Annotated in this window: 15 protein-coding genes and 2 tRNA genes; 5 read left to right on the top strand and 12 right to left on the bottom strand. The window is 64.7% G+C overall.

The annotated features are described in order from the left end of the window. Positions 1 to 90 precede the first annotated feature (90 nt). A complete protein-coding gene (locus G513_RS0101920; protein WP_022975141.1) occupies positions 91 to 2607 on the top strand; it encodes an FAD-binding oxidoreductase in 2517 nt (838 codons plus the stop codon). A gap of 36 nt (positions 2608 to 2643) precedes the next feature. Then, on the top strand, positions 2644 to 3693 hold the full coding sequence (locus tag G513_RS0101915) for an alpha/beta fold hydrolase (protein ID WP_022975140.1): 1050 nt from the start codon (positions 2644 to 2646) through the stop codon (positions 3691 to 3693). A 179-nt stretch (positions 3694 to 3872) separates the two neighbouring features. Here G513_RS0101915 and G513_RS0101910 read toward each other — a convergent pair. The 8 genes from G513_RS0101910 to aceB all read right to left on the bottom strand — a co-directional run bounded on the left by G513_RS0101910 (position 3873) and on the right by aceB (position 12432). Further along, positions 3873 to 3946, bottom strand: a tRNA-Cys gene (locus G513_RS0101910). Between the two features lie 103 nt (positions 3947 to 4049). Continuing rightward, a tRNA-Gly gene (locus G513_RS0101905) sits at positions 4050 to 4125 on the bottom strand. 86 nt (positions 4126 to 4211) lie between these two features. Next, a complete protein-coding gene (gene pgsA, locus G513_RS0101900; RefSeq protein ID WP_022975139.1) occupies positions 4212 to 4784 on the bottom strand; it encodes a CDP-diacylglycerol--glycerol-3-phosphate 3-phosphatidyltransferase in 573 nt (190 codons plus the stop codon). Positions 4785 to 4903: 119 nt separating this feature from the next. Further along, positions 4904 to 6727 (bottom strand): excinuclease ABC subunit UvrC, encoded by a 1824-nt coding sequence (uvrC, locus tag G513_RS0101895; protein WP_022975138.1) that lies wholly within the window; start codon positions 6725 to 6727, stop codon positions 4904 to 4906. Positions 6728 to 6841: 114 nt separating this feature from the next. Next, entirely contained in the window at positions 6842 to 7462 is a 621-nt protein-coding gene (locus G513_RS20895) for an SRPBCC family protein (RefSeq protein ID WP_022975137.1), read from the bottom strand. A gap of 109 nt (positions 7463 to 7571) precedes the next feature. Next, the gene (locus G513_RS0101885; protein ID WP_033417212.1) at positions 7572 to 9278 is read right to left on the bottom strand and encodes a tetratricopeptide repeat protein; all 1707 of its coding nucleotides are present in this window, start codon (positions 9276 to 9278) and stop codon (positions 7572 to 7574) included. A 155-nt stretch (positions 9279 to 9433) separates the two neighbouring features. After that, positions 9434 to 10744, bottom strand: a complete 1311-nt coding sequence (aceA, locus tag G513_RS0101880) for an isocitrate lyase (protein ID WP_022975135.1) — start codon at positions 10742 to 10744, stop codon at positions 9434 to 9436. A gap of 104 nt (positions 10745 to 10848) precedes the next feature. After that, positions 10849 to 12432, bottom strand: coding sequence for a malate synthase A (gene aceB, locus G513_RS0101875; RefSeq protein WP_022975134.1), 1584 nt, complete (start codon positions 12430 to 12432; stop codon positions 10849 to 10851). 600 nt (positions 12433 to 13032) lie between these two features. On the opposite strand from aceB, the gene G513_RS0101870 reads away from it, so the two are divergent. Further along, entirely contained in the window at positions 13033 to 16194 is a 3162-nt protein-coding gene (locus G513_RS0101870) for a TonB-dependent receptor (RefSeq protein ID WP_022975133.1), read from the top strand. A gap of 90 nt (positions 16195 to 16284) precedes the next feature. Continuing rightward, positions 16285 to 18147, top strand: coding sequence for a beta-helix domain-containing protein (locus G513_RS24605; protein WP_022975132.1), 1863 nt, complete (start codon positions 16285 to 16287; stop codon positions 18145 to 18147). 103 nt (positions 18148 to 18250) lie between these two features. Here G513_RS24605 and G513_RS0101860 read toward each other — a convergent pair whose 3' ends face one another. Continuing rightward, the gene (locus tag G513_RS0101860; protein WP_022975131.1) at positions 18251 to 19567 is read right to left on the bottom strand and encodes an alkaline phosphatase PhoX; all 1317 of its coding nucleotides are present in this window, start codon (positions 19565 to 19567) and stop codon (positions 18251 to 18253) included. A gap of 84 nt (positions 19568 to 19651) precedes the next feature. On the opposite strand from G513_RS0101860, the gene G513_RS0101855 reads away from it, so the two are divergent. Further along, the gene (locus G513_RS0101855) at positions 19652 to 20272 is read left to right on the top strand and encodes a pyridoxamine 5'-phosphate oxidase family protein (protein WP_022975130.1); all 621 of its coding nucleotides are present in this window, start codon (positions 19652 to 19654) and stop codon (positions 20270 to 20272) included. Here G513_RS0101855 and G513_RS0101850 read toward each other — a convergent pair. Genes G513_RS0101850 through gltX form a run of 3 tightly spaced genes read right to left on the bottom strand, consistent with a single transcriptional unit; the run spans position 20269 to position 24466 of the window. Further along, positions 20269 to 21102 carry a M23 family metallopeptidase gene (locus G513_RS0101850; protein WP_022975129.1) on the bottom strand — a complete coding sequence of 278 codons (834 nt, stop codon included), beginning with the start codon at positions 21100 to 21102 and terminating at the stop codon, positions 20269 to 20271. The genes G513_RS0101855 and G513_RS0101850 overlap by 4 nt on opposite strands. Positions 21103 to 21110: 8 nt before the next feature. Then, complete coding sequence (gene thrS, locus G513_RS0101845; protein WP_022975128.1) at positions 21111 to 23018, bottom strand: threonine--tRNA ligase; 1908 nt, start codon at positions 23016 to 23018, stop codon at positions 21111 to 21113. Between the two features lie 38 nt (positions 23019 to 23056). Continuing rightward, positions 23057 to 24466: a glutamate--tRNA ligase gene (gene gltX / locus G513_RS0101840; RefSeq protein ID WP_022975127.1), complete on the bottom strand. Its 1410-nt coding sequence runs from the start codon at positions 24464 to 24466 to the stop codon at positions 23057 to 23059. Positions 24467 to 24470: the final 4 nt, after the last annotated feature.

Genomic DNA, 24470 nt, shown 5'->3' with positions numbered 1-24470 from the left:
CGCCGCAGCGATCCCCGGTTCGGGTGATGGCGAGCCTGGCCTGCGCGGCTGAAGCTGCGTCGACGAATCGTGTTGTTCGGGAGTGTCGCCATGAATCATGAAGTCACCATCCGTTATCTCGGCGGCGTCGAGAAGCGCATGCGCGTTGCGCAGGATCAGACCATTCTCGAAGCCGCCGAAGCAGCCGGCCTGCCGATCGTCAGCGAATGCCAGAGCGGCGTCTGCGGGACCTGCATCGGTGCCTGCACGTCCGGCAGCTTCGAGATGGGCAGAGTCGAAGGCTTGAGCGATGTCGAGCGCGAAGCCGGCAAGCTGCTGACCTGCCAGACCACGGTGACTTCAGACTGCGTGCTGGAACTGCAGTACCCGCTCGGCGACAACGCAGCGCAGCTGCTGAGCGGCGAAGGACGTGTCACCCACGTCGAACGGCTATCGCCGACCACGGCGCTGCTGCGCATCGATGCTTCAGGCATCGGCGACATGATCCGCTACAAACCGGGCCAGTTCGCGCAGCTGAAGGTGCCGGGCAGCGAGCAATGGCGCAGCTATTCGTATGCGCATCCGGCGAACGCTGGCAATCAACTGGAGTTCATTGTTCGACTGCTGCCGAGCGGCGCGATGTCGGACTATCTGCGTGACGTCGCAAAACCTGGCGACGCCATTTCCCTGCGCTGCAGCAAGGGGGGTTTCTTTCTGCGGCCGGTGGTGCGGCCGGTGGTGCTGATGGCTGGCGGCACCGGGCTGTCGGCGATCCTGGCGATGGCCGAGAGCCTGGGCGCAATGACGCTTGCGCAGCCGGTGACCCTGCTCTACGGCGTCACCCACTTCGATGAGCTGTGCAAGCTCGATGAGCTGCGCGAGCTTGCACGACGTCAGCCGAAGCTCGGCATCCGGACCATCGTCGCGCGCCCCGATGCACGCTGGACCGGACCGGTCGGCGTGGTCACCGATCTGCTCGATGCGGCTGCGCTCAATGACGGTGACGTCGACATCTACCTCTGCGGGCCGGCGGCGATGGTCGAAGCCACGCGAGACTGGCTGACGCGCGCGGGCATTCAGCGCGCCGGGCTCTATTACGAGAAGTTCGTCGCCAGCGGCGCCGGCCTGCGTTCCCGCGCTGCGCGGCAAGTCGACGTGAAGTCTCTGGACCTCGCCGCGATAGCCCGTGCGGGACGCGGCACGGCCGTGGTGATCGGCGGCAGCATCGCCGGCATCTCGGCCGCGAAAGTGCTCAGCGATCAGTTCAACAAAGTCGTGGTGCTGGAGAAAGACGGCCAGCACGATCGCCGCGAAGGCCGGCCGGGCGCCGCCCAGGGCTGGCATCTGCATCACCTGCTGACCGCCGGCCAGCAGGAACTCGAACGCATCTTCCCCGGCATCATCGACGACATGGTTCGCGAAGGCGCGTTCAAGGTCGACATGGCCGAGCAGTACCAGCTACGACTGGCCGGCAGCTGGAAGAAGGCTTGCAAGAGCGGCATCGAGATCGTCTGCGCGAGCAGGCCGCTGCTGGAATGGTGCGTGCGGCGCCGGCTCGATAGCGAGCCGAAAGTCGATTTTCGCTACAACGCCGAGATGCAGGACCTGATCTACGACCCGACGACCAACACGGTGATCGGCGTCGCCGTCGATCACCAGGATGGCCTGCAGGTGATCCCGGCGGAGTTCGTCGTCGACGCTTCAGGCAAGAACACGCGGCTGCCGGAGTTCCTCGAACGGATGGGCACCGGAGCGCCGGAACTGGAGCAGGACATCCTCAACTGCTTCTATTCGACGATGCGCCACCACGTGCCGCCGGAGCGGCGCTGGACCGACAAGGTGATGGTGATCTGCTACGCCTACCGGCCCAACGAACAGACCTATGCGGCCCAGTACTACACCGACAGCAGCCGGACGATCCTGTCGACGTCGCTGATCGAATACAACTGCTATTCGCCGCCGCGCAATGCGGTGGAGTTCCAGGCTTTCGCCAAGCGCATGCAGTCGCCGGTGGTCGCGGAACTGATCGACGGACTGGAGCCGGCGTCGCCGGTCTACAACTTCCGCAGCCCGCGCATGCAGCGCTATCGCTACGAGAAGCTGCGCAAGCTACCCAATGCACTGGTCGCGATCGGAGACGCCTATACCAGCACCGATCCGGTCGCCGGCCTCGGCATGACCATCACCCTGCAGGAAGTGGCACGGCTGCGTGAACTGCTCGCGAAGCACGCGCCGCAAAGCGCGGAGTTGCCGAAGCGCTACTACCGCGCGATCAGCAAGATCGCCGATGGTGCCTGGTTCGTGATCCGCGAACAGACGCTGCGCTTCCCCTGGGTGAAGGACGTCGACAAGAAGCGGCCGTTCTATTTCCGCGCGCTGAACTGGTACATGGACCGTCTCGTCGAACTGGTCCATGACGATCTCGCCTCGTACCGGAAATTTCTCGCCGTCATCCATCTGGTCAAGCCGCCGCTGATCCTGATGACGCCGCCGATGATCGCGAGAGTCATCGGCAAATGGCTGCTGATCCGGCTGAGAGGACGGAAGAGCCTCATCGAGCGAAATTTCGGCACGACGGTTGCCGCGCCGGCCAGCGAGCTGCCACACGTTCAGACCGCGCCGCGCTGAGCCTGCCGCCCTTCATGAATCGACAAGGAGAAACAAATGACACGACTGCACAGGATGCTCAAGGTCAATGGCGCGCGGATTCACGCGGTCGAGGAAGGCCAGGGTCCGCTGGTGGTGCTGATCCACGGCTTTCCCGAGTCCTGGTACTCGTGGCGACATCAACTGACCGCGCTGGCGGCGGCCGGCTTCAAGGCCGTGGCTATCGATCAGCGCGGCTACGGACAATCCTCGAAGTTTCGCGTGCAGGAGGCCTACCGGATCGGCAAGCTGGTCGACGATATCGCCGGCGTCATCGACAGCTACGGCGTCTCGTCGGCATTCGTGATCGGCCATGACTGGGGCGCGCCGGTGGCCTGGACCTTCGCCTGGCTGCATCCGGACAAGTGTCGCGGTGTGGTCGGCATCAGCGTGCCGTTTGCCGATCGTGCGCTGATCGGCCTGCCCGGCAGCCCGTTCGGCGAGCACCGGCCAAACGATTACCACCTTGAGCTCGCGGGGCCCGGCAAGCAGTTCTACCAGGACTACTTCGCCGAGCAGGACGGGATCATCACGGAGATCGAGGAGGACGTGCGCGGCTGGCTCAAGGGCCTGATCTGGACCGTGTCGGGCGATGCCATTGCGCCACAGGTTGCCGCCGCCGTTGCCGCCGGCTTGGCGCCGATGGACCCCGTGGAAACGCTGCGCAACGGGCCGCTGTGCATGCCGACCGGCGCCCGCATGAAAGACGCCTTCGTCTATCCCGAAACGATGCCGGTGTGGATGAGCGACGCCGATCTCGATTTCTTCGCCGCCGAGTTCGAGCGCTCCGGCTTCGGCGGGCCGCTGAGCTTCTATCACAACCTCGACGCCGGCTGGCAGGATCTCGCCGAGCAGTCCGGAAAGCCGCTGACGCCACCGGCCCTGTTCATCGGCGGCGAGTTCGATGTCGGCTCGATGTGGGGCTACGAGGCCATCGCTCGCGCCCACGAACGCATGCCGAACTATCACGGCACCCACATGCTCGCGGGCTGCGGTCACTGGATCCAGCAGGAGCGGCCGGAAGAGACCAATCGACTGCTGATCGACTTCTTCCAGTCGCTGATCTAGCGGCGTTCAACTGCGCGTGGCAGCGCCGCTCGCTCGGGGCGTCGCCCACGCTGGCACTTCCGCGAGACGACAAGGCCGGCGCGGCGTTGGGGCAATCATTGAAGGAAACACACGGCCGAAGGACCCGCCCATCGATTCCGTGGACTGCTGAAAGCCTTGCCAACCAAGGGTTTCAGAGGTGGAGGCTCGAGCCGGAATTGAACCGACGTACGGGGATTTGCAGTCCCCTGCATCACCACTCTGCCATCGAGCCAGCGTCGGTCGCATTGCGCGAACCGCTTGCAGCGCAGGGCCTGTTTCGAGCCCTGAAGCGAAAAAACCTCGTCGTTAAACGAGGTTCTGTCTGTCGAAACCGATGGAGCGGGAAACGAGATTCGAACTCGCGACCTCAACCTTGGCAAGGTTGCGCTCTACCAGCTGAGCTATTCCCGCACCGTGTTCCGAGGCGCGTATTCTAGTGATTGCCGACGGGCTGTCAAGCCAAACGACGACTATTTTTCGGCAGCCCGCCGAGGCGCTCAGGCCGGCCGCTGGAGGCCGTCTCTCATCAGCGGCCAGGCAGCCTTCATGTAGACCGCCATCGACCACAAGGTGAGCGCCGCAGCGCCGAACAGCAGGCCGTAGCCGAGCTCGTAGACCGGGATCGGCCCCACCGGCAGCTTCCACAGCATCAGGCTGATCGCGGTCATCTGGAACGCGGTCTTGATCTTGCCGAGCATGCCGACGGCGACGCGCTTGCGCTCACCCATCTCGGCCAGCCATTCGCGCAGTGCGGAGATGGTGATCTCGCGGCCGATGATGACGGCGACCAGCACGCCCATCAGGCCGGTCGAGTGATCGCGCAGCAGCATCACCAACGCGACTGCGACCAGCAGCTTGTCGGCGACCGGATCGAGGAAGGCGCCGAAGTTCGAGGTCTGGTTCCAGCGGCGGGCCAGCCAGCCGTCCAGCCAGTCGGTGAACGCGGCGATGACGAACAGCACGGCCGAGGCTTGGCGGGCGTGCTGCCAGTCGACATAGAACAGGCCGAGCACGACCGGGATGATGGCGACACGGCCGAGTGTCAGGGCAGTTGGCAAATTGATCCGCATGGGTGAAGCAGTGTCCCGTGGTCTGTGACTAGTTTCCAGCAAAAGCAGACGCAAATGGCTGCATTCCATCTGCAAGCTGCTTGCCTGACCACGCGATACTGACCATCAGTCTTTGCTCGTCAATGAAAGTGCGCATAGATGCGCTCGGCAAGCCGGCGGTTGATACCCTCGACCTTCGCCAGTTCGTCGATGCCGGCGCGCTTGATCTGGCCAAGTCCGCCGAGAGAATTCAGCAACGCGCGGCGCCGGGTCGGCCCCAGACCTTCGATCGCTTCCAGACCCGAGGTGATGCGCGCCTTGTCGCGGCGCGCGCGGTGGCCGGTGATCGCGAAGCGATGCGCCTCGTCGCGGATGCGCTGGATCAGGTGCAGCGCTGGCGAATCCGGCGGCAGCACGATCGGCTGATCGCGTTCCGGCAGGATCAGCTGTTCGAGGCCTGGCCGGCGCGTCGGCCCCTTGGCGATGGCGACGATGCGCACGCCATCGAAGTTCAGCTCGGCCAGCGCTTCGACGGCCGAGGCCAATTGCCCCGCCCCGCCATCGATGAACAGCACGTCCGGCACCTGCACTTCGCCGGCCTTCACGCGGGCGAAGCGCCGCGATACCGCCTGCTTGATCGCCGCGTAGTCATCGCCCGGCGTGATGCCTTCGATGTTGAACTTGCGGTAGGCGATCTTCAGCGGCCCTTCTTCGTTGAACACCACGCAGGACGCCACCGGCAGCTCGCCCATCGAGTGGCTGATGTCGAAGCATTCGAGCCGCCGCGGCGGCGCATCCAGATCCAGCGCCTGCTGCAGTTCGAGCAGGCGCTTGTCCATGCTTGCGGCCTCGACCAGCCGCGTCGACAGCGCCTGATTGGCGGTGTTGATCGCCATCTCCATCAGCCGCTGCTTCGGCCCGCGCTGCGGCTCGGTGATCTTGACCTTGCGGCCGGCCGCATGGGCCAGCGTGGTTTCGATCCAGTCGAGGTCGTCCGGCTGATGGCTGATCAGCACTTCGGGTGGTACCGGCCGGTTCAGGTAGTACTGGCCGAGGAAGCTGCCGAGCAATTCAGGAATCTCGATGCCATGCGGATGCTTCGGGAAGAAGCTGCCGTGGCCGAGGTTCAGGCCGTCACGCACCGAAGTGACGACGATGCAGCTCGCCGACGGATGCTGGGCCACGGCGATGACGTCGATCTCGTCGGCGCCGCCGGTGATCGCACGGTTCTCGCGGACGCGGGCGAGTGCTGCGATCTGATCGCGCAGCTTGGCGGCGCGCTCGAACTCCAGCGCTTCGGCGGCAGCTTCCATCTCGGTGCCGATCTCCTTGGCCAGCTCGTCGCCACGGCCTTCGAGCAGACGCACCGCGCGCGCGACATCAAGCGCGTAATCCTCCGGCGCGATCATCTTCACGCAGGGTGCCGAGCAGCGGCGGATCTGATGCTGCAGACAGGGACGGCGGCGGTTGGCGAAGAAGCTGTCGTTGCAGGGCCTCAAGCGGAACAGCTTCTGCAGCGTGTACAGCGTTTCGCGCACCGCGGTCGCGCTCGGGAACGGGCCGAAGTAGCGCGCCTCGCTGTCCTTGCCGCCGCGATGGAAGCCGATGCGGGGGTAGTCATGCCCATTCGTGATCTTCACGTACGGGTAGCTCTTGTCGTCGCGCAGACTGACGTTGTAACGCGGGTTCTGCTCCTTGATCAGCGTTGCTTCGAGCAGCAGCGCCTCGTCCTCGGTGTGGGTCAGCGACACCTCGATACGCGAGATCTGATCGACCATCGATTCGATGCGCGGATTGCCGCTGGCGCGCAGGAAATAGCTCGATACGCGCTTCTTCAGATTGCGCGCCTTGCCGACGTACAGCAGCTCGTTGCCGACGTCGTACATGCGATACACGCCGGGCGAGCTGGTCAGCTGCGACAGGAAGGCCCGGGAGTCAAACGGGGAAGGAAGCGGTTCGCTCATCGCGCGAAGGATACCGGCGTGGCCGGTGCAACGGCAGACCTGGAACGCAAGGCCTGCAAACAGCAGATCAGCCTACCGGGCGGCATTGCGCCGCCCGGTATCAGAAACAGCAGCTCAGCTGGTGGGAGACGCTTCCGGCGCAGCCGCGGGATCGGCGGCAGGTGCCGATTCCGGAGCGGCCTCCGGCGTTGCCGATACCGGTGGCAGGCTTTCGGCAAGCACCTTCAGGCGGCTCAGGCCCTTCTCGTAATCCTGGCCGATGTACTTGTCCATCATCAGGCCGAAATAGCGATGGATCGGGTTGCTGCCCAGCTCGGAATCCATCGACCAGGTCACCAGACTGCCGTTGCCGTCCGGCTTGATCGCCAAGGTGGTCGTGCTGGGCTGATCGAAACCCTCGAAATCGAGTTCGATCTTGATCTCGCGGTCCGGCGTGGTGGCGATGATCTCCTGGCTGCCGGCGCCGACATCGGCATTGCCGTGCCAGGTGTAACGGGCACCGACACCGGAGGCGGGGCCGCTGCGCTCGACCTTCACGTGCGGATCGAGGTCCGCCCAGGGCGACCATTGGTCGAACTTCTCGAAGCTGTTCAGCACGGTGTACAGCGTGCTTGGCGAAGCCAGGATCTTCGCGCTGCGCTCGACATGGACCTTGTCCGCCAGCAGGAAGCCGATGCCGACCAGACCGACCAGCAACACCAACACAAACACCACGACGCGGATCAGCAGACGCATTGCACTCCTCCCTGGTTATGTTTGCGACGAACTCTTGGGGTTCTTCGACGCGAGTTCACGCGCCGGCCGAGTGTACGCCGCAGGCCCGTCTGGCCGCGACCGTGCTGCTTCACAGGCGCGAAGCCGCAAGCTTGATATCGGCATGCTGCCAAGCCTGCTGGAAGCGTAGCTCGGTGACATCGGCCTCCTCGCTTTTCTGCTGTGCGCGCAGCGCCTGAGCCAGCCCGAATAGCGACCAGCCGTTGTCGTGGAAGCGCGCGAGATCCTGGCGATAACTCGCTTCGGCCGCCGTCGCCTGCCCGGCCGCGAGCTGCACGGCGCCCAAGGTCTGACGTACCGGCTGGTGCCAGACCGGCGGCTCGTAGTAAGCGATGTCATCTTCCAGCGCTGCTGCCTGCGTGAGCGCGGCGAGCGCTGCCGGATAGTCCTTGCGCGCCGCCGCCAATTCGCCGGCCAGCATCCGCTCGGCAATCTTCAAAGTACTGGACAGCGTGTGCTGAGGGCCAATGTAGGCCTGCTCCCAGACCGGGTCGGCGGCCGCAGTGGCGAGTGCCGTCAGATGCGCCTGGGCATCGTCGAGCCGCGCCTGATGCAGGGCCGCCATGCCCTGGGCGTAATGCCAGATCGCGGTCGGATAAGCGAGGTCCTCCGCCGGCTTCGGCGTGGCGACGATCTCGTCCCAGCGGCCGAGCTGGGTGCGCGCCTTCAGCGGCGTGACCATGAAGTCCTGCAGGAAGATGAAGCCGGGCTGGCGGATGAGCGCGTCGACAGTGGCGCGCTTCGCGGTCTCGTCGGCGGACGCGATCGCTTCGGCGCTGGCGCCTTCCATCGACGCCGCCCACCACAGGAAGTGATGATTGTGCGGCACATAGGCCAGCGGATAGACCGCCGCGCCCGGCTTGCAGGTCGCGAGGAAACTGTCGTCGGCGGCGACCGCCAGCCGGTTCGCCAGCACCGCGTCGTGATAGCGGCCGACCCGCGTGTAGATGTGCGCCGGCATGTGCACCAGATGCCCGGAGCCTGGCAGCAGCGCGCGCAGTCGATCGGCGGCGACAACACCCCGCTCCGGAATATTGGACGCTTCGACTGCGTGCACGTAGAGGTGCAGCGCACCGGCGTGCTCGGGCTGCCGCTGCATCACCGACTCAAGCGTCGCGACCACTTCGTCGATATGCCCTTTCGGCTGGCCCTTGAGGTCGTAGTAGTTCCAGGGCTGCAGGTCCATCAGGGCTTCGGCGTGAAAGACGGCGGCGTCGACGTCGTCCGGCGAGGCCTTGACCATCTCACCGAGCGCGGCGGCCCAAGCTTCGTCCAGCGGCTTGCGATCGGCCGGCGGCTGTTCGGCGTAGCGCGCGGCCAGCGCCTTGATGTAGGCCTGTTCGCGCGGCGTGGTGGTGGCGGCCAGCGACAGCGCCTTGAGGCTGCGCTGCCAGGCCTTGGCATTGTTGGCAGGATCCATCGGCGCGTTGACATGGGGGCCGAGCACCAGCGCTGCACCCCACCAGCACATCGCGCAGGCGGGATCGAGTTCAGCGGCTTTCAGAAAGGAGCGTTCGGCGGCTTCGTGATTGAAGCCCCAGGTCAGCGCCAGGCCCTGATCGAACCAGCGCTGCACGGCGGGCTGGCTGCTGGTGATGATGAACGGAGGGTTGCCGGCGACCGGCCCGAGGCCGGGCAGCAGGGTCGCGCCAACCGGTGTCAGTGGCGCTTCTGCCGCAGTCCCCACCGGGCTCGATGGCAAGCGCTGCCTGACCAGCCACAAGCCCGCACCGAAGGCGAGAATCAGCACCGCGAGGATCGGAAACGAACGTTTCATGGCGATGGCTCCGTTGGCGAGTATCGCGACGGTGTACGCCACAAGCTCGCGGCCGGCAAGCCGGGATGCGGATCCGAATCCGCAAAAGAAAAGAGCGCCCGGAGGGCGCTCTTTTCAAGGCTAGGGGCCGATGCATCCAGCCCCTCGCATGCTGCTTAGTGGAACTGCTCTTCTTCAGTCGAGCCGGTGAGGGCCTTGACCGACGACGAACCACCCTGAATCACGGTGGTCACGTCGTCGAAATAACCGGCGCCGACTTCCTGCTGATGGCTGACGAAGGTGTAACCCTGGTCGCGGGCCGCGAATTCCGGCTCCTGCACCATCTGCGTGTAGTGCTTCATGCCTTCGCCGCGGGCGTAGGCATGGGCGAACTGGAAGGTGTTGAACCAGTTGATGTGGATGCCCGCCAGGGTGATGAACTGGTACTTGTAGCCCAGCGCCGACAGATCTTCCTGGAACGAGGCGATCTGCTTGTCGTTGAGGTTCTTCTTCCAGTTGAACGACGGCGAGCAGTTGTACGACAGCAGCTTGCCCGGGCAGGCAGCGTGCACGGCCTGCGCGAATTCACGGGCGAAGCCGATGTCCGGCACGCCGGTTTCGCACCAGACCAGATCGGCGTACGGCGCGTAGGCAACGCCGCGCGAGATGGCCTGCTCGAGGCCGTTCTTGACGCGGTAGAAACCTTCCGGGGTGCGCTCGCCCGTCAGGAACGGCTTGTCGTTCGCGTCATGGTCGGAGGTGATCAGGTTGGCGGCTTCGGCATCGGTACGGGCGAGCACGATGGTCGGCACGCCCAGCACGTCGGCAGCGAAACGGGCCGAGATCAGCTTCTCGATCGCTTCCTGCGTCGGGACGAGAACCTTGCCGCCCATGTGGCCGCACTTCTTGACCGCAGCGAGCTGATCTTCGAAGTGAACGCCGGCGGCGCCGGAGACGATCATGTTCTTCATCAGTTCGAAAGCGTTCAGCACGCCACCGAAACCGGCTTCCGCGTCAGCGACGATCGGCAGGAAGTAGTCGATGAATTCCTTCGAGCCCGGCTCGATGCCACGCGACCACTGGATTTCGTCAGCGCGCTTGAACGTGTTGTTGATGCGGCGAACCATGGTCGGCACGGAGTCGTACGCGTACAGCGACTGATCCGGGTACATGGTTTCGCTGGTGTTGCCGTCGGCAGCAACCTGCCAGCCGGACAGATACACGGCTTCGAGGCCGGCCTTCGCCTGCTGCATCGCCTGACCGGCAGTGATCGCGCCGAACGCGTTCACATAGCCCTTCTTGGCGCCGCCGTTGACCTTGGCCCAGAGCTTCTCTGCGCCGTTCTTCGCCAGCGTGTAATCAAGCTGGACGCTGCCGCGCAGACGGACGACGTCAGCGGCGGAATAACCGCGCTTGACAAGCGCCCAGCGGGGGTTGGTTGCCCAGTCTTTTTCCAGGGCCTTGATCTGGTCTTCACGGCTCGTCATTGCAGCATCCTCTTGGGGTTTGACCCGGTTGGTGTGGGTTGCAGCGAAAAAGCACTCCGACGCTGTCGGCAGAGTGCTTAAGTTGAAACGGAATCAGTCGCCAATCAATCAAGGTAGTCGTAGCTGGCGAGGGTCAGGAAGTCCGCGCACTTTTCGGCGGTGGACATGCGCGCCATGATGCCGGCGGCTTCCGCGAAACGACCCTGGTAGTAGCGCTCGTCGCCAAGCTGCGCCTTGTAGGCGGCCAGCTCTTCGTCGATGGTCTTCAGCACCAGATCCTTGGTGACCTTGCGGCCATCGGACAGCGTTGCGCCGTACTTCAACCACTGCCAGACCTGGGTGCGGGAAATTTCGGCAGTCGCCGCGTCTTCCATCAGGTTGTGCAGCGGCACGCAGCCGTTGCCCCCGATCCAGGCTTCGACATAGCCGATGCCGACATTGATGTTGTTGCGCAGGCCGCCTTCGGTGATCTCGCCGATCGGCTGCTTGAGCAGATCCGCCGCCTTGATCTTGTAGTTGAACTGCTTGGCGAGCTGGTTCGGCTCCGGCATGTGTTCGTCGAACACGGCCAGGGCGACCGGCACCAGACCCGGATGCGCGACCCAGGTGCCGTCGTGGCCATTGCGCACTTCGCGCAGCTTGTCGGCCGACACCTTGGCGAACACGGCGTCGTTCTTCGCCTTGTCGTTCTTGATCGGGATGAAGGCGGCCATGCCGCCCATCGCCATCGCGCCGCGCTTGTGGCAGGTCTCGCAGAGCAGCTTCGAGTAGCTGTCGAGGAAGTGGCGATCCATGCCGACCGAATGACGGTCCGGCACCATCCAGTCGCCATGCGCGTTCAGCGTCTTGATGCAGCTGAAGATGTAATCCCAGCGGCCGCAGTTCAGAGCGACGATGTGGTCGCGCAGCTCATAAAGAATCTCGTCCATCTCGAACGCGGCCCACAGCGTTTCGATCAGCACGGTGACCTTGATGGTCTTCTTCGGAATGCCGAGCGCCTTCTGGGCGTCGACGAACACGCTGTTCCACAGCCGCGCTTCGAGATGCGACTGCATTTTCGGCAGATAGAAGTACGGGCCCGAGCCCTTCTTCAGCAAGGTGGCCGCGTTGTGGAAGAAGTACAGGCCGAAGTCGACGATGCCGCCCGGGGCCGGTTCGCCGTCGACCAGGATGTGCTTCTCGTCGAGATGCCAGCCGCGCGGACGCACGATCAGCGTCGCGACTTCCTTGTTCAGCTTGTATTCCTTGCCTTCCGGCGAGGTGTAGCTGATGGTCTTGTTGACCGCGTCGCGGAGGTTGATCTGGCCGTCGAGCATCAGCTCCCAGGTCGGCGATGCCGAATCCTCGAAGTCGGCCATGAAACACTTGGCGCCGGCGTTCAGCGCGTTAATGACCATCTTGCGGTCGACCGGACCGGTGATCTCGACGCGGCGATCCTGGAGATCGGCCGGGATGCCGGCGATCTTCCAGCTGCCACTGCGGATGTCCTTGGTCTCGGCCAGGAATTTCGGCAACTTGCCGGCATCGATGGCGAGCTGACGCTCCTTGCGGAGCTCCAGCAACTCGCTCCGCCGGCTGCGGTGCTTGCGCACCAGCTTGGCGACGAACTCGATCGCGTCCCTGGTCAGGATCTTCTTGTACGCAGGACGAATTTCGCCCGTGATTTCAACGCCTTCCACTGCACTCATCCGAGACTCCGCTGCCATTCTTGGGTGAGCCGCTGCGCTTTTGTCATGCGTCGAATCACATGACATGCAGCGGCGAACGCCCGGGCCCTAGCCCGGGCCGGGGTTTGGGGTCGCGCATGATAGCGAAAGGACGATTACGCCGCAATGCAACAAAAACAGCCGGGCACCGGTCTCGAGCGATCGCAAGGACCGTCAGCGGCGGCGGGCTGAGTCAGCCGACGAAAGCCGCGTCAGAAGCCCGCTCTGCGGCAAAGACCCACCGGGCTCCCGCACGACCGACGCCGCCGAACATCAGGTGACGAACGGAGGCAGTCGTCAGGCTGTGAGCATTTCGGTTCGGACGTCCGATTGCGACATTTCCGTGACGGAGCAAGGCTTTATGACGGTATCGCGTATCGCTCGCAAGCCATTGAATTTACATTTGTAAATCAATAAAAAAACATAATTTTTACAATAACTTGCGTCTTCAAATGATCACTGCTGGAGGATCGCGCCAAGCCCCTGACAATTTCACGAATCCGTCATATCCGGTCAGTACGTTGCCGCCATTCCAAACGGCGCCGCCGTGGGCATTGATCTACTTATCGGGGAAATTTTCTTATGACGCGTGCACGTCTTGCCACGTCACTGTTTGCCATTGCGGTCGCCGGCCAGGTCGAGGCCGCACAGGTTTCGCCGGGAGAGGTTGCTGTCGCTGTGGTGCGGGGCGCTGAAGGTGTGGCCGGGCTGACCGTATCGGTCGACGGCCAGTCGATCGGCACCACGGATGCCGGTGGCCGCATCAGTTTCAGAACCACCAGCGGCCTGCATCGCATCGTGCTGACCCGCGGAACCACCAATGTCGCGTTCACCGAAATCCGTCTCGGCGATACCGATGCTGCCGAAGTCGCCGTCAACCTGCCCGCCGACGCTGGCGACGCCAAGGTCGAACGCGACATCTTCAATGCCCGCGAAGCCGCGGTCACGCCGATCGCCGGTACCGTCACCGACAACAGCGGCAAGCCGCTCGCGGGCGCCAGAGTCTCGGCCGCCGACACCGCCGTCAACACCACGACCGACGCCAGCGGCGCTTTCAAGCTGGATGTGCCGCGCGGCGAATACACCGTGCAGGTCGCCGCCGAAGGCTCGGCACCGCAGGACATTCCGGGCGTTCGTGCCTCGCCGCTGCTGGGCGGCTCGCTGGCGGTCAGCGTCAGTGCCAATGCACCGGCGCCGGCGGCCGCCACGACCAAGGCCGGCACCTCGGGCAGGGGCGCGGCTGCACTCGGCACGGTTACCGTCAAAGGCGTAGTCCGTCGTCAGTCGACGGCGACCAAGGAAAGAGTCGCCACGTCGGTCATCGACTCGGTTTCGCAGGAAGAAATCGCCGCAGCTGGCGATTCCAATGCCGGAGAAGCGATCCGCCGCGTGACCGGCGTCAGCGTGCAGAACAATGTCGTGGTCGTGCGCGGTCTTGGCGATCGTTATTCGACGACTCTGGTCAACGGCGCGGAAATCCCGAGCTTCAACCCGAGCCGTCGCGTGGTCGCCGTCGATGCCTTCCCGAGCGAATTCCTCGGTGGCCTGACGGTGCAGAAAACCTACAGCGCCGACCTGCCGGGCGAGTTCTCCGGCGGTGTGGCGCTGATCGAGACGCGGCCGACGCCGGATTTCGAAACCGGCGCGATCAGAGTCAACGTCGGCGGTAATACGCAGACCACGTTCTCGCCAGTGCTGACCTATCAAGGTTCGGATTTCGATTACCTCGGCACCGACGGCGGCCAGCGCGATCTGCCCGGCAGCTATCGCGACATCACCAACAACGGCGCCAACACGCTGGGCGGCGCAACGCTCGCGGACCGTCTGAAACTGCTGCAAACGCTGCCGAACCTGTTCGATCTGCAGCGCATCGACAAGGCCCCGGCCGACTTCGGCGGCAGCCTGACCTACGGCAACGTGTTCAAGCTCGGTGGCACCCAGAAGTTCGGCTTCCAGGTCACCGGTTTGTACGACACCAACTACCGCTTCCGGCGCGAACAGCGCGGCGTGTTCACGGCGGGCGGTGGTGGCGGTCAGGACGTGTCGCGCCAGGACGTGGAGGAACTGCAGCGTTCCGAGCAGACCTTCGAAACCGGCGGCACCCTGGGCCTCGGCTACGAATACTCGAAGCAGCACAAGGTCGATTTCGTCACGCTGCTCAGCCGCCAGACCCAGAAGGGTGCTTTCTTCGGCCGCGCGGTGGCCAGCGATGCTGGCTTCGCGACCGATCAGGAACGCATCACGCTCGACTACGTCGAAGGCCAGCTGATCACCAACCAGCTCACCGGCAAGCACACCTTGACCGATGCCGGTGGACTCAAGATCAAGTGGCAGGCGGGTTACTCGATCGCCGATCGCGACGTGCTCGACCGCCGCACCTACGGCCGCTTCCGCGCCGTCGGCACCGACGATCCGTTCCTGATCGGCTTTGGCCAGTCCGGCGAAGCTTCGGAGCCGCGTCGCACCTGGGAATTCCTGCAGGACAAGACGCTCGATCTCGGCGTCGATCTGAGCCTGCCGTTCGAGGCCTCGGACAACCTCCGCGGTGATTTCAAGTGGGGCGCGCGTGGGACCCGCCGCGATCGCGATTTCGAATCGGTGCGCTTCGCCTACTCCTCCCTGGCGACGCAGCGCAGCGACCTGTTCCGGACGCTGCAACTGGTGCCCTCGCTCGAAAACGTGCTGACCCCGACCTTCTTCGGGCCGGGCGGCTTCGATCTCACCGATCTGAACATCTCGATCCGGGGTGGCGGCAACGCCAACGTCTATGACGGTGCCCAGGACGTCAACGCCTTTTACGTGATGACCGACGTGTTCGTCGGCGAGCAGTTCGAAGTGCAGGCCGGCGGCCGCCTCGAGAAGTCCACCATCGACGTCGAAACCGGCGATCCGGCCGGCGGCGCAACGGTGAACTCGCGTCTCACCGACAGCGACATCCTGCCCAGCCTCAACGCGACCTGGTTCATCAGCCGCCAGACGCAGGTGCGTATCGGCGTGTCGCAGTCGCTGAACCGTCCACAGTTCCGCGAACTGGCGGAAGTCGACTTCCTCGATCCGGAAACGCGCTTCCTGACGGTCGGCAACTCGCAGTTGCGTTCGGCGAAGCTGACCAACTACGACCTGCGCTTCGAGCAGTACTGGAGCAATTCGAAGGCGGCGTCGATCGGCGTGTTCTACAAGGACATCAAGAACCCGATCGAATTCAACATCGACGCTTCGTCGGGCAACCAGGTGGTGCGCTCGTTCCAGAACGCCAACAGCGCGAAGGATTACGGCATCGAACTCGATGCCCGCTATGACCTCGGCATCCTCCAGGCCATCGCCCCGCAGCTGCAGTTCGCCTATGTCGCCGGCAATTTCTCGCGGATCGAATCGGAAGTGACTTTGCCGAATGGCTCGACGCGCCAGCTGCAGGGCCAGTCGAACTATCTCGCCAACGCCACGCTCGGCTATTCGAATCCAGCGAGCCGCACCGACGCCACCTTGCTGTTCAACATCTTCGGCGACCGCCTGGCCGAAGTCGGCATCAACGATCTGCCGAACTCCACCGAAAAGTCCTACCCGGTGCTCGATTTCAACATCCGGCAGGGCATCGGCCAGCACTGGCAGATCGGGCTCAAGGCCCGAAACCTTCTTGATCCGCGCATCGACATCGAGCAAGGCCAGTTCAACGGCCAGGCTGCGCTGCAGCGCAGCTACAAGCTCGGCCGTTCCGGGCAGATCAGCGTGCAGTACCAATTCTGAGTTGAAGAGAGCGTCGCCGGCCCTCTTCGGCGGCCGCAGCAGTCAGCAGCCATGAAACATCAGCAACACGAACCCATCTGGAGATTAGAGATGCATTTCAAGAAAACCGCAGTCATCGCGGCGACCCTGATCGGTAGCGGCTTTCTCGTCGCCTGCGAAGGCACCGATCTGAATCCCAACACCACGATCATCAACGTCGGCGGCGGCACGACCGGTAGCACCACGGGCGGTACCGGCGGCGGCACGACCGGTGGAACCACGGGCACCACGACCGGTGGCAGCACCGACCCGAACACCCCCCCGGCCGGCGCGCTGAGCGGCTCTCTCGGTTCAGGCACCGGCACGACGCTCGTTGGTACCGGCCTGATGGATCCGTTCTCGATCGCCACCTACTTCGCGCTGCCGGGCTTCAACAACACGCAGAGCGTGGCCGGCCGCATCGACGCCACCGGCTACCCGATCACCGGCACCACCGGCCTCAACGCCGCCTTCGCGGCCCCCTCGGTCTGGCCGCCGGCTACGGCGACCGATGCGATCTCGCTGCCGGTGCCGTCCACCGTGGTCAGCACCAGCTACATCGGCGCCTTCGATCCGGCAGTGACCCGCGCGAACGCCTGGACCGCCGGCTGGACCGTGAGAGTCAATGGCAACGACGACATCTGGCGCTTCTTCGGCGGCACCGCCGGCACCGCGCTGTCGGGCGCTTCGGTGGCCCAGGCCACCAGCACCTGCCCGGCCGGCACCACCCTGGTCGGCGACTTCGTGGCGCTGTTCGGCCCGCTGTCGCGCGACGAAACCGGCCTGTTCACCGGTACTGCTGCAACCGGCAACTACGATGTCTGCCGCCTGCCGGCCCGTTTCAACACCGCGGGCGCGCTGACCCTGACCAACGACAACGTCTACGAAATCGAAGCCGACAGCTTCCCGGGCGCGGTCATCGGCAACGGCGATCTGCAACGCACAGCGGTCGGCTATGCCGAAACGCCGTCGGTGCTGGTCATCGAGCCGGGTACGCTGGTCTATGCCTCCGGCCGTTCGGCCCTGGTCATCAGCCGCGGCGCGCAGATCATCGCCAACGGCACCGCGGCAGCGCCGATCGTGCTGACTTCGCGCACCCAGATCGCCAACCGCTTCGACGGCAGCGCCGCAACGCCGACCGACGCCCCGGCTGGCGGCTGGGCAGGCCTCGCGCTGCTCGGCCGTGCGCAGGACAGCCAATGCGCCGGCACTCCACCGACCAACTTCGATACTTGCGACGTGCTGATCGAAGGCAATGTCGGCCGCTACGGCGGCAACTCGCCGAACGACAGCTCGGGCTCCCTTCGCTACGTGATCGTCCGCGCCACCGGCTCGATCATCGCGGAAGGCAACGAACTGCAGGGCATCACCGCGGGCGGCGTCGGCCGTGGCACTTCGATCGACTACGTGCAGGTGCACCGCTCGAACGATGACGGCATCGAGTTCTTCGGCGGCAACGCCTTCGCGACCCACATGGTCTTCACCGGCGCGCAGGACGACTCGATCGATCTCGACAACGGTTTCACCGGCGGCGTGCAGTTTGCCCTGGTGATCCAGGAAAACGATCTGCCGAACTCGGGCTTCGAGATGGACGGCCGCTTTGCCCGTACGCCGACCACTTTCCCGCTGCTCGCCAACATCACGGTGCTCGGGCCGTCGGCTCGTCCGTTGCCGGCAGCCGGTGACCGCCTCGGCATGCTGGCCCGCGAAGGCATGCGCTTCTCGATCAACAACACCATCATCACCGGCGACTTCCCGTTCGGCTGCATCGACCTCGATGACAACGACGGCAACAACGTCGTCGAGAACACCTTCAATCGCGTCAACGAAGCCGGCGGTTCCTCGACGACCGGCGGCCCGCATCTGGTATTCCGCAACGTGATCGCCGATTGCAGCGCCGTGAACTTCCGCGAGAACGACGAAGTGGCACCGTAAGCCGGATCGCGACACCGCAGCACGTCGAAAACCGGGCGGGGCCGCGCAAGCGGCTCCGCCTTTTCGCTGGGCGGGCTTCGCCTCCCGGCCCGACCCGACTAGCTCAGACCTTCCACCAGGGCCCTTCCACCGCATAGGTCACGCCGTCGGTGCCGACCAGATTGCTGGTGCCGCGCTGCGAGCTGAAATAGAAGAAACGGCCATCCGGCGAGAACGCCGGGCCGGTGACTTCGGAGCCGACATGCTTGGGCCCGAGTTGCACCAGCGGCTGGAAGCGGCCATCCGGGCGGATCGCGACAGCCATCTGTTCGCTGTTCTGATCCTCGGCGACGATCACGTCGCCGCCCGGCGTCATCACCAGATTGTCGACACTGGTCAGCGGCGGCGTTGCGAACGCGGCATCGTCGTAAATCACCTGCAGACTCTGCGCAGCGACATCGAGCGCCCAGACCCGGCGGTCGCCCTTGGTCGAGAAGTAGACGACACCGCGCTGCTGCCAGATGCCTTCACCGCCGTTGAACGCAAAGCTGTCCGGCTGCTGCTTGCGAGTCGGGACCGCCGATGACAGCAGGCCCAGGCGTGGATTCGGCTCGGCGATGTCGAGCCACTCGACCGGATAGCGACTGCCCTGCCCGGGCGTGTTGATCAGCATTGCATCGGCCAGGATGCGCAGCGCCTGCAAACGGCCACGGCTCAGATCGGCGCGGCCGCCGATGTTCGGGGCGTCGGACAGGAAGCGGTAGAAGCGGCCGTCCGGTTCGTCCTCGGTCAGGTAAACGATGTTCGCGGCGGGATCGACCGTCGCCGCTTCGTGCTTGAAGCGGCCGAGCAGCGGCCAGTTCTGCGGCTCGGCGACGCCGAAGGGATCGCATTCCCAGATCAGGCCGCGATCGAATTCCTCGCCGCTGAACCAGGTCTGCCACGGCGTCACGCCACCACCGCAGTTGGTGCGGCTGAGCGCACCGGGCAGGATTTCGTAGGCGCGTTCGATCACGCCCTGGGCATTGAAGGCGATAGCGTTGACGCCGCCGGGCAGATGCTCGCGATTGGAGACATAGACCCAGCCGCCATCCGGCTTGGCGAACACGGCGGCGCCGTCCGGATCGGTATGCCAGCGGAAGCTGGTGCCCAGCACGGCTTCGCCGGCGCGGCCGATGACACGGGCGGTGAAGCCGGCTGGCAGCAATAGATCATTGACGTCCGGCGTCGTCGACAGCGGGCCTAGATCGGCGAGCGCACCGCGCCCGCCAACGCCATCGCCACGCGTGCCGCCATCCGCCGAACCGCCGCCCTGGCAAGACGCCAGACCACCGCCGACAGCGACCAGTCCCAAACCCAGCAGGCCACCACGCAACACGCTGCGGCGGTCGAGGTGCTGGCTACGCCGCTGCCAGCGGCCGGTGCGATGATCGAATTGCATGAACGGCTCCAGATCAAGTCAAGATCGTTCAGATTAAGTCAGGGTGATGACACTCTCGTCACAAGCGCTCGCAAGGACACCGCCATGCCGCACCGCTATGCCGAACTGATGTTCACGCCCGACGTGCTGGCGATGCAGACGCACTACAGTGCGGCGCTGGACATGGCCCGCTACCGCGATGACAACGGGCCGTTCGACAGACTCAGCGAAACCGAGGCGAACTTCATCGCCCGCCGCGACAGTTTCTATCAGGCCAGCGTTTCCGAAACCGGCTGGCCTTACCTGCAACATCGCGGCGGCCCGGCGGGCTTCCTGAAAGTGCTCGATGCCAGGCGACTGGCCTACGCGGATTTCCGCGGCAACCGCCAGTACATCTCGGCCGGCAATCTGGTGGGCAACGATCGCGTGGCGCTGTTCCTGGTCGACTACCAGAACCGCCGCCGGCTGAAGATTCTCGGCCGGATGAAGCTGGTCGATGTGGCCGAAGCCGATGAAACGCTGGTGGCGGCATTACGGCCTTACCCGTATCGCGCGGCGATGGAGCGGATCGCGATGATTGCGGTTGAAGCCTACGACTGGAACTGCTCGCAACACATCACGCCGCGCTACACGGAAACGCAGCTGCGCGGCGCCGTGGAGCCCCTGTACGAGCGGATTGCCAGACTTGAAGCGGAACTGGCTGAACTGCGCGGCCGAGCGATCTAGTTCGCCGGCATCGGCCCGGTGTGCTTCTGGGCGTCGACCTTCTGCTCGAACCAGTACAGGCCCCAGTGCAGATGCGGGCCGGTGACACGGCCAGTGGCGCCGCTCAGGCCGACCTGCTGCCCCTGCTCGATGCGGTCGCCGACCTTCACATCGAGCCTCGACATGTGGACCATCACCGACTGCAGGCCGTGGCCGTGGTCGATGAATACGGTGCCACCGGTGAAGTAGAGATCCGGCTCGGCAAGGCTGACGATGCCGCCCGCCGCGGCGACCAGCGGCGTGCCGACCGGCACCGCAACGTCGACACCGTAATGCGGCGATTTCGGCTTGCCATTGAGCACGCGCTGGCTGCCGAAGACGCCGCTGATGCGGCCCTTCGCCGGCCAGATGAATGGCGTGGCGAAATCGTCGATCGCGGTATCTCGGGTTCGGGCGCGCTTGATGATCACCTGCTCGGCGGCGATGCGCTTCTGCACCTTGGCCGGCGGGTCGACGAACTTCGGCTCGATGCCGGTCAGCGCCTGCACGTCCCATTCGCGTTTGGCAACGTCATGCGTCTCGACGATGGCAACGCCGCCCGGCGGGGTGATCCGCAGTTCGACTTCGGGCTTGGCATCGCGATCGAGGCCGATCACGAAACGGCCATCGTCGCTGAGCTTCAAGGTCTGGCCCTCGAAGCTGAGCTTGCTGCCCGGCGCCGCCTTGCCGATCAGCAAGCCGCCCTGCTCCCACTCGCCCTTGAGCAGCGTGTAAGGCGCTGCGGCCTCGGCAGCGAAGACCGACGCAGAAACCAGCAACAGGCCGGCGGCGGCAACACGGATCAGGCGCATGGGCGAACTCAGGCGGTCTGCAACTGCAGCAGTGCATCGGCCAGCGACAGGGTTTCCTGCCGTTCCGAACCGAGGCGACGCAACGTCACGGTGCGCTCTTCAGCTTCCTTGCGGCCGACGACGATGATCACCGGCACTTTCTGCAGCGAGTGCTCGCGGATCTTGTAGTTGATCTTCTCGTTGCGCAGATCGGTCTGCACACGGACGTCGAGCTTGCTCAGTTCCGCGGCGACTTCGGTCGCGTAGGCATCGGCGTCCGACACGATCGGCGTGACCACGGCCTGCACTGGCGCCAGCCAATACGGCAGCGCGCCGGCGTGATGCTCGATCAGGATGCCGATGAAGCGCTCCATCGAACCGACGATCGCCCGATGCAGCATCACCGGATGCTGGCGCGCGGAGTTCTCGTCGACATAAGTCGCGCCCAGCCGCTCGGGCATCATGAAATCGACCTGCATGGTGCCAACCTGCCAGGCGCGGCCGATCGAATCCTTCAGGTGATATTCGATCTTCGGGCCGTAGAACGCGCCCTCGCCCGGCAGCTCGGTCCAACTGGCGACGCCGGCGGCGCGCAGGGCCGAGCGCAGCGCATCTTCGGCGCGATCCCAGGTGGCGTCATCGCCCAGTCGCTTGTCCGGACGCAGCGCCAGCTTGACGTCGAGATTGGTGAAACCGAAGTCGGCGTAGACCTGCATCGCCTGCTGATGGAACGCGGTCACTTCCGGTTCGATCTGCGCTTCGGTGCAGAAGATGTGGCCGTCGTCCTGGGTAAAGGCGCGCACGCGCATGATGCCGTGCAACGCACCGCTCGGTTCATTGCGATGGCAGCCGCCGAACTCGGCGTAGCGCACCGGAAGATCGCGATAGCTGCGCAGGCCGGCATTGAAGATCTGCACGTGGCCCGGGCAGTTCATCGGCTTGATCGCGTAGGTGCGCTTCTCGCTTTCGGTGAAGAACATGTTGTCCTGGTAGTTATCCCAGTGCCCGGACTTCTTCCACAGGCTGACGTCCATGATCTGCGGGCCGCGCACTTCCTGATAGCCGCCGGCCTTGTAGACCTTGCGCACGTACTGCTCGACCGCCTGCCAGATCGCCCAGCCCTTCGGATGCCAGAACACCATGCCCGGCGCTTCTTCCTGCTGGTGATAGAGATCGAGCTGCTTGCCGAGCTTGCGGTGATCGCGCTTCTCGGCTTCCTCGACCATCTTCAGATGAGCTTCGAGATCGGCATCGTTGGCGAAGGCCAGGCCGTAGATGCGCTGCAGCTGGGCGTTGTTGGCATCGCCGCGCCAGTAGGCGCCGGACACGCGAGTCAGCTTGAACGCGGTGCCGAGCTTGCCGGTCGATGGCAGATGCGGGCCCAGGCACATGTCCAGCCATGCATCGCCCTGCCTGTAGATGGTCAGCTCTTCGTCGGCCGCGATGCCATCCCGAATCCACTCGGCCTTGAAACTTTCGCCGGCCTTCTCGAAGTGTTTGACCGCTTCTGCATGCGACCACACCTCGCGGACGATCGGCAGGTCGCGCTTGACGATGTTGCGCATCCGCTGCTCGATGGTCGCCAGATCGGCCTCGGTAAACGGCTCCGGACGGGCAAAGTCGTAATAGAAGCCGTACTCGGTCGATGGCCCGAAGGTCACTTGGGTGCCAGGAAACAGCTCCTGCACCGCCTGCGCCAGTACATGGGCGGCGTCGTGGCGGAGCACTTCGAGCGCTTCGGGCTTGTCGCGAGTGACGATCTCGAACGCGGCATCGCGATCGATCGGCCGGTTCAGGTCCCACAACTCGCCGTTGACGCGAACGACGACGGCTTTCTTGGCCAGGCCCGGTGAAATGCCGGTGGCGATCGCGAGGCCAGTCGGCGGGACATCGAAGGCTTTGACGTTGCCGTCGGGGAAGGTGATGGAAATAGACATGTTCGGTGTTCCGTATTCAGTAAAGAGCGGCAGCAGCTTCAGGCGCGGGCGACGGCGGCGGCCAGCCGCGCCAGCGTCCGCTCACGGCCGAGCAGGAACAGCGTTGCGTCGATCGGCGGCGACACCGCCATGCCGCAGACGGCAACCCGGATCGGCTGGGCGATCTTGCCGAGACCCAGACCCTTGGCTTCGGCAAAGCCGTTGACCGCCGCATGCAGCGCTTCGGTGGTCCATTCCGGCAGCGCTTCCAGCTGGGTGCGCAGTTCGCCGAGCAGGGCCAGCGAATCGGCGTTGAAGTGCTTGGCGGCATCTTTCTCGTTGTAGCCGTCGAGGTCGGCGAAGAAGAACTTCGACTTCTCCGCCATCTCGACCAGCGACCGGCAGCGCTCGCGCTGCTGCTCGATGATCGCGGTCAGGCTCGGGCCGGTGGCGACATCGACGCCGATCCTTTCCAGATGCCAGGTGAACTCGGGCACCACGACGGCCGGATCGACACTCTTCAGGTACTGGTGATTGACCCACCAGGCCTTCTCCATGTCGAAACGTCCCGGGCTTGCCGAGACATGGTCGAAGTCGAACTTGGCGATCATTTCCTCGCGGGTGAACAACTCCTGATCGCCGTGGCTCCAGCCGAGGCGAACCAGGTAATTCAGCAGCGCTTCCGGCAGGAAGCCCATCGCCCGGTATTCCATGACGCCGAGCGCGCCGTGGCGCTTGGACAGCTTGGCGCCGTCGCTGCCGAGGATCATCGAGACATGGGCGTAGGCCGGCGGCGTCGCACCAAGCGCGCGCAGGATGTTGATCTGGCGCGGCGTGTTGTTGACGTGGTCATCACCGCGGATGACGTGGGTGACGCCCATGTCCCAGTCGTCGACGACGACGCAGAAGTTGTAGGTGGGCGTGCCGTCGCTGCGGGCGATGATCAGATCGTCCAGCTCGTCGCTTGCGAACACGATCCTGCCCTTGATCAGGTCATCGAGGACGACCTCGCCTTCAGTCGGATTGCGAAAGCGCACCACCGGCGCGACGCCAGCCGGCGGCGCCGGCAATACCTTGCCGGCCTCCGGACGCCAGCGGCCGTCGTAGCGCGGCTTCTGCTTGTTGGCCATCTGCTCGGCACGCAGCGCGTCGAGCTCTTCCTTGCTGGCATAGCAGTGGTAAGCCGTGCCCTCAACCAGCATCTGGGCGATCACTTCCTTGTAGCGATCGAAACGCTGGGTCTGGTAGATCGGCTCGGCGTTGTCGCCATTCAGACCGAGCCAGGCCATGCCTTCGAAGATCGCGTCGACCGCTTCCTGGGTGGAGCGCTCGCGATCGGTGTCCTCGATGCGCAGCAGGAACTTGCCGTTGTCGCGCTTCGCGTACAGATAGGAGAACAGCGCGGTGCGCGCGCCGCCGATGTGCAGAAAACCGGTCGGGGACGGAGCGAAGCGGGTGGTGACAGACATGGCG

Source organism: Nevskia ramosa DSM 11499, from assembly GCF_000420645.1.
In the GTDB taxonomy this organism is placed as follows: domain Bacteria; phylum Pseudomonadota; class Gammaproteobacteria; order Nevskiales; family Nevskiaceae; genus Nevskia; species Nevskia ramosa.
This window is presented reverse-complemented; position numbering and strand designations above follow the sequence as displayed.

Excerpts from the sequence above, each read along its gene's own strand:
- uvrC (WP_022975138.1), bottom strand. The coding sequence starts at position 6,727 with ATGAGCGAACCGCTTCCTTCCCCGTTTGACTCCCGGGCCTTCCTGTCG.
- G513_RS0101920 (WP_022975141.1), top strand. The coding sequence starts at position 91 with ATGAATCATGAAGTCACCATCCGTTATCTCGGCGGCGTCGAGAAGCGC.
- gltX (WP_022975127.1), bottom strand. The coding sequence starts at position 24,466 with ATGTCTGTCACCACCCGCTTCGCTCCGTCCCCGACCGGTTTTCTGCAC.
- G513_RS0101855 (WP_022975130.1), top strand. The coding sequence starts at position 19,652 with ATGCCGCACCGCTATGCCGAACTGATGTTCACGCCCGACGTGCTGGCG.
- G513_RS24605 (WP_022975132.1), top strand. The coding sequence starts at position 16,285 with ATGCATTTCAAGAAAACCGCAGTCATCGCGGCGACCCTGATCGGTAGC.
- aceB (WP_022975134.1), bottom strand. The coding sequence starts at position 12,432 with ATGAGTGCAGTGGAAGGCGTTGAAATCACGGGCGAAATTCGTCCTGCG.
- aceA (WP_022975135.1), bottom strand. The coding sequence starts at position 10,744 with ATGACGAGCCGTGAAGACCAGATCAAGGCCCTGGAAAAAGACTGGGCA.
- G513_RS0101915 (WP_022975140.1), top strand. The coding sequence starts at position 2,644 with ATGACACGACTGCACAGGATGCTCAAGGTCAATGGCGCGCGGATTCAC.
- G513_RS0101860 (WP_022975131.1), bottom strand. The coding sequence starts at position 19,567 with ATGCAATTCGATCATCGCACCGGCCGCTGGCAGCGGCGTAGCCAGCAC.
- G513_RS0101850 (WP_022975129.1), bottom strand. The coding sequence starts at position 21,102 with ATGCGCCTGATCCGTGTTGCCGCCGCCGGCCTGTTGCTGGTTTCTGCG.
- G513_RS20895 (WP_022975137.1), bottom strand. The coding sequence starts at position 7,462 with ATGCGTCTGCTGATCCGCGTCGTGGTGTTTGTGTTGGTGTTGCTGGTC.
- G513_RS0101870 (WP_022975133.1), top strand. The coding sequence starts at position 13,033 with ATGACGCGTGCACGTCTTGCCACGTCACTGTTTGCCATTGCGGTCGCC.
- thrS (WP_022975128.1), bottom strand. The coding sequence starts at position 23,018 with ATGTCTATTTCCATCACCTTCCCCGACGGCAACGTCAAAGCCTTCGAT.
- pgsA (WP_022975139.1), bottom strand. The coding sequence starts at position 4,784 with ATGCGGATCAATTTGCCAACTGCCCTGACACTCGGCCGTGTCGCCATC.
- G513_RS0101885 (WP_033417212.1), bottom strand. The coding sequence starts at position 9,278 with ATGAAACGTTCGTTTCCGATCCTCGCGGTGCTGATTCTCGCCTTCGGT.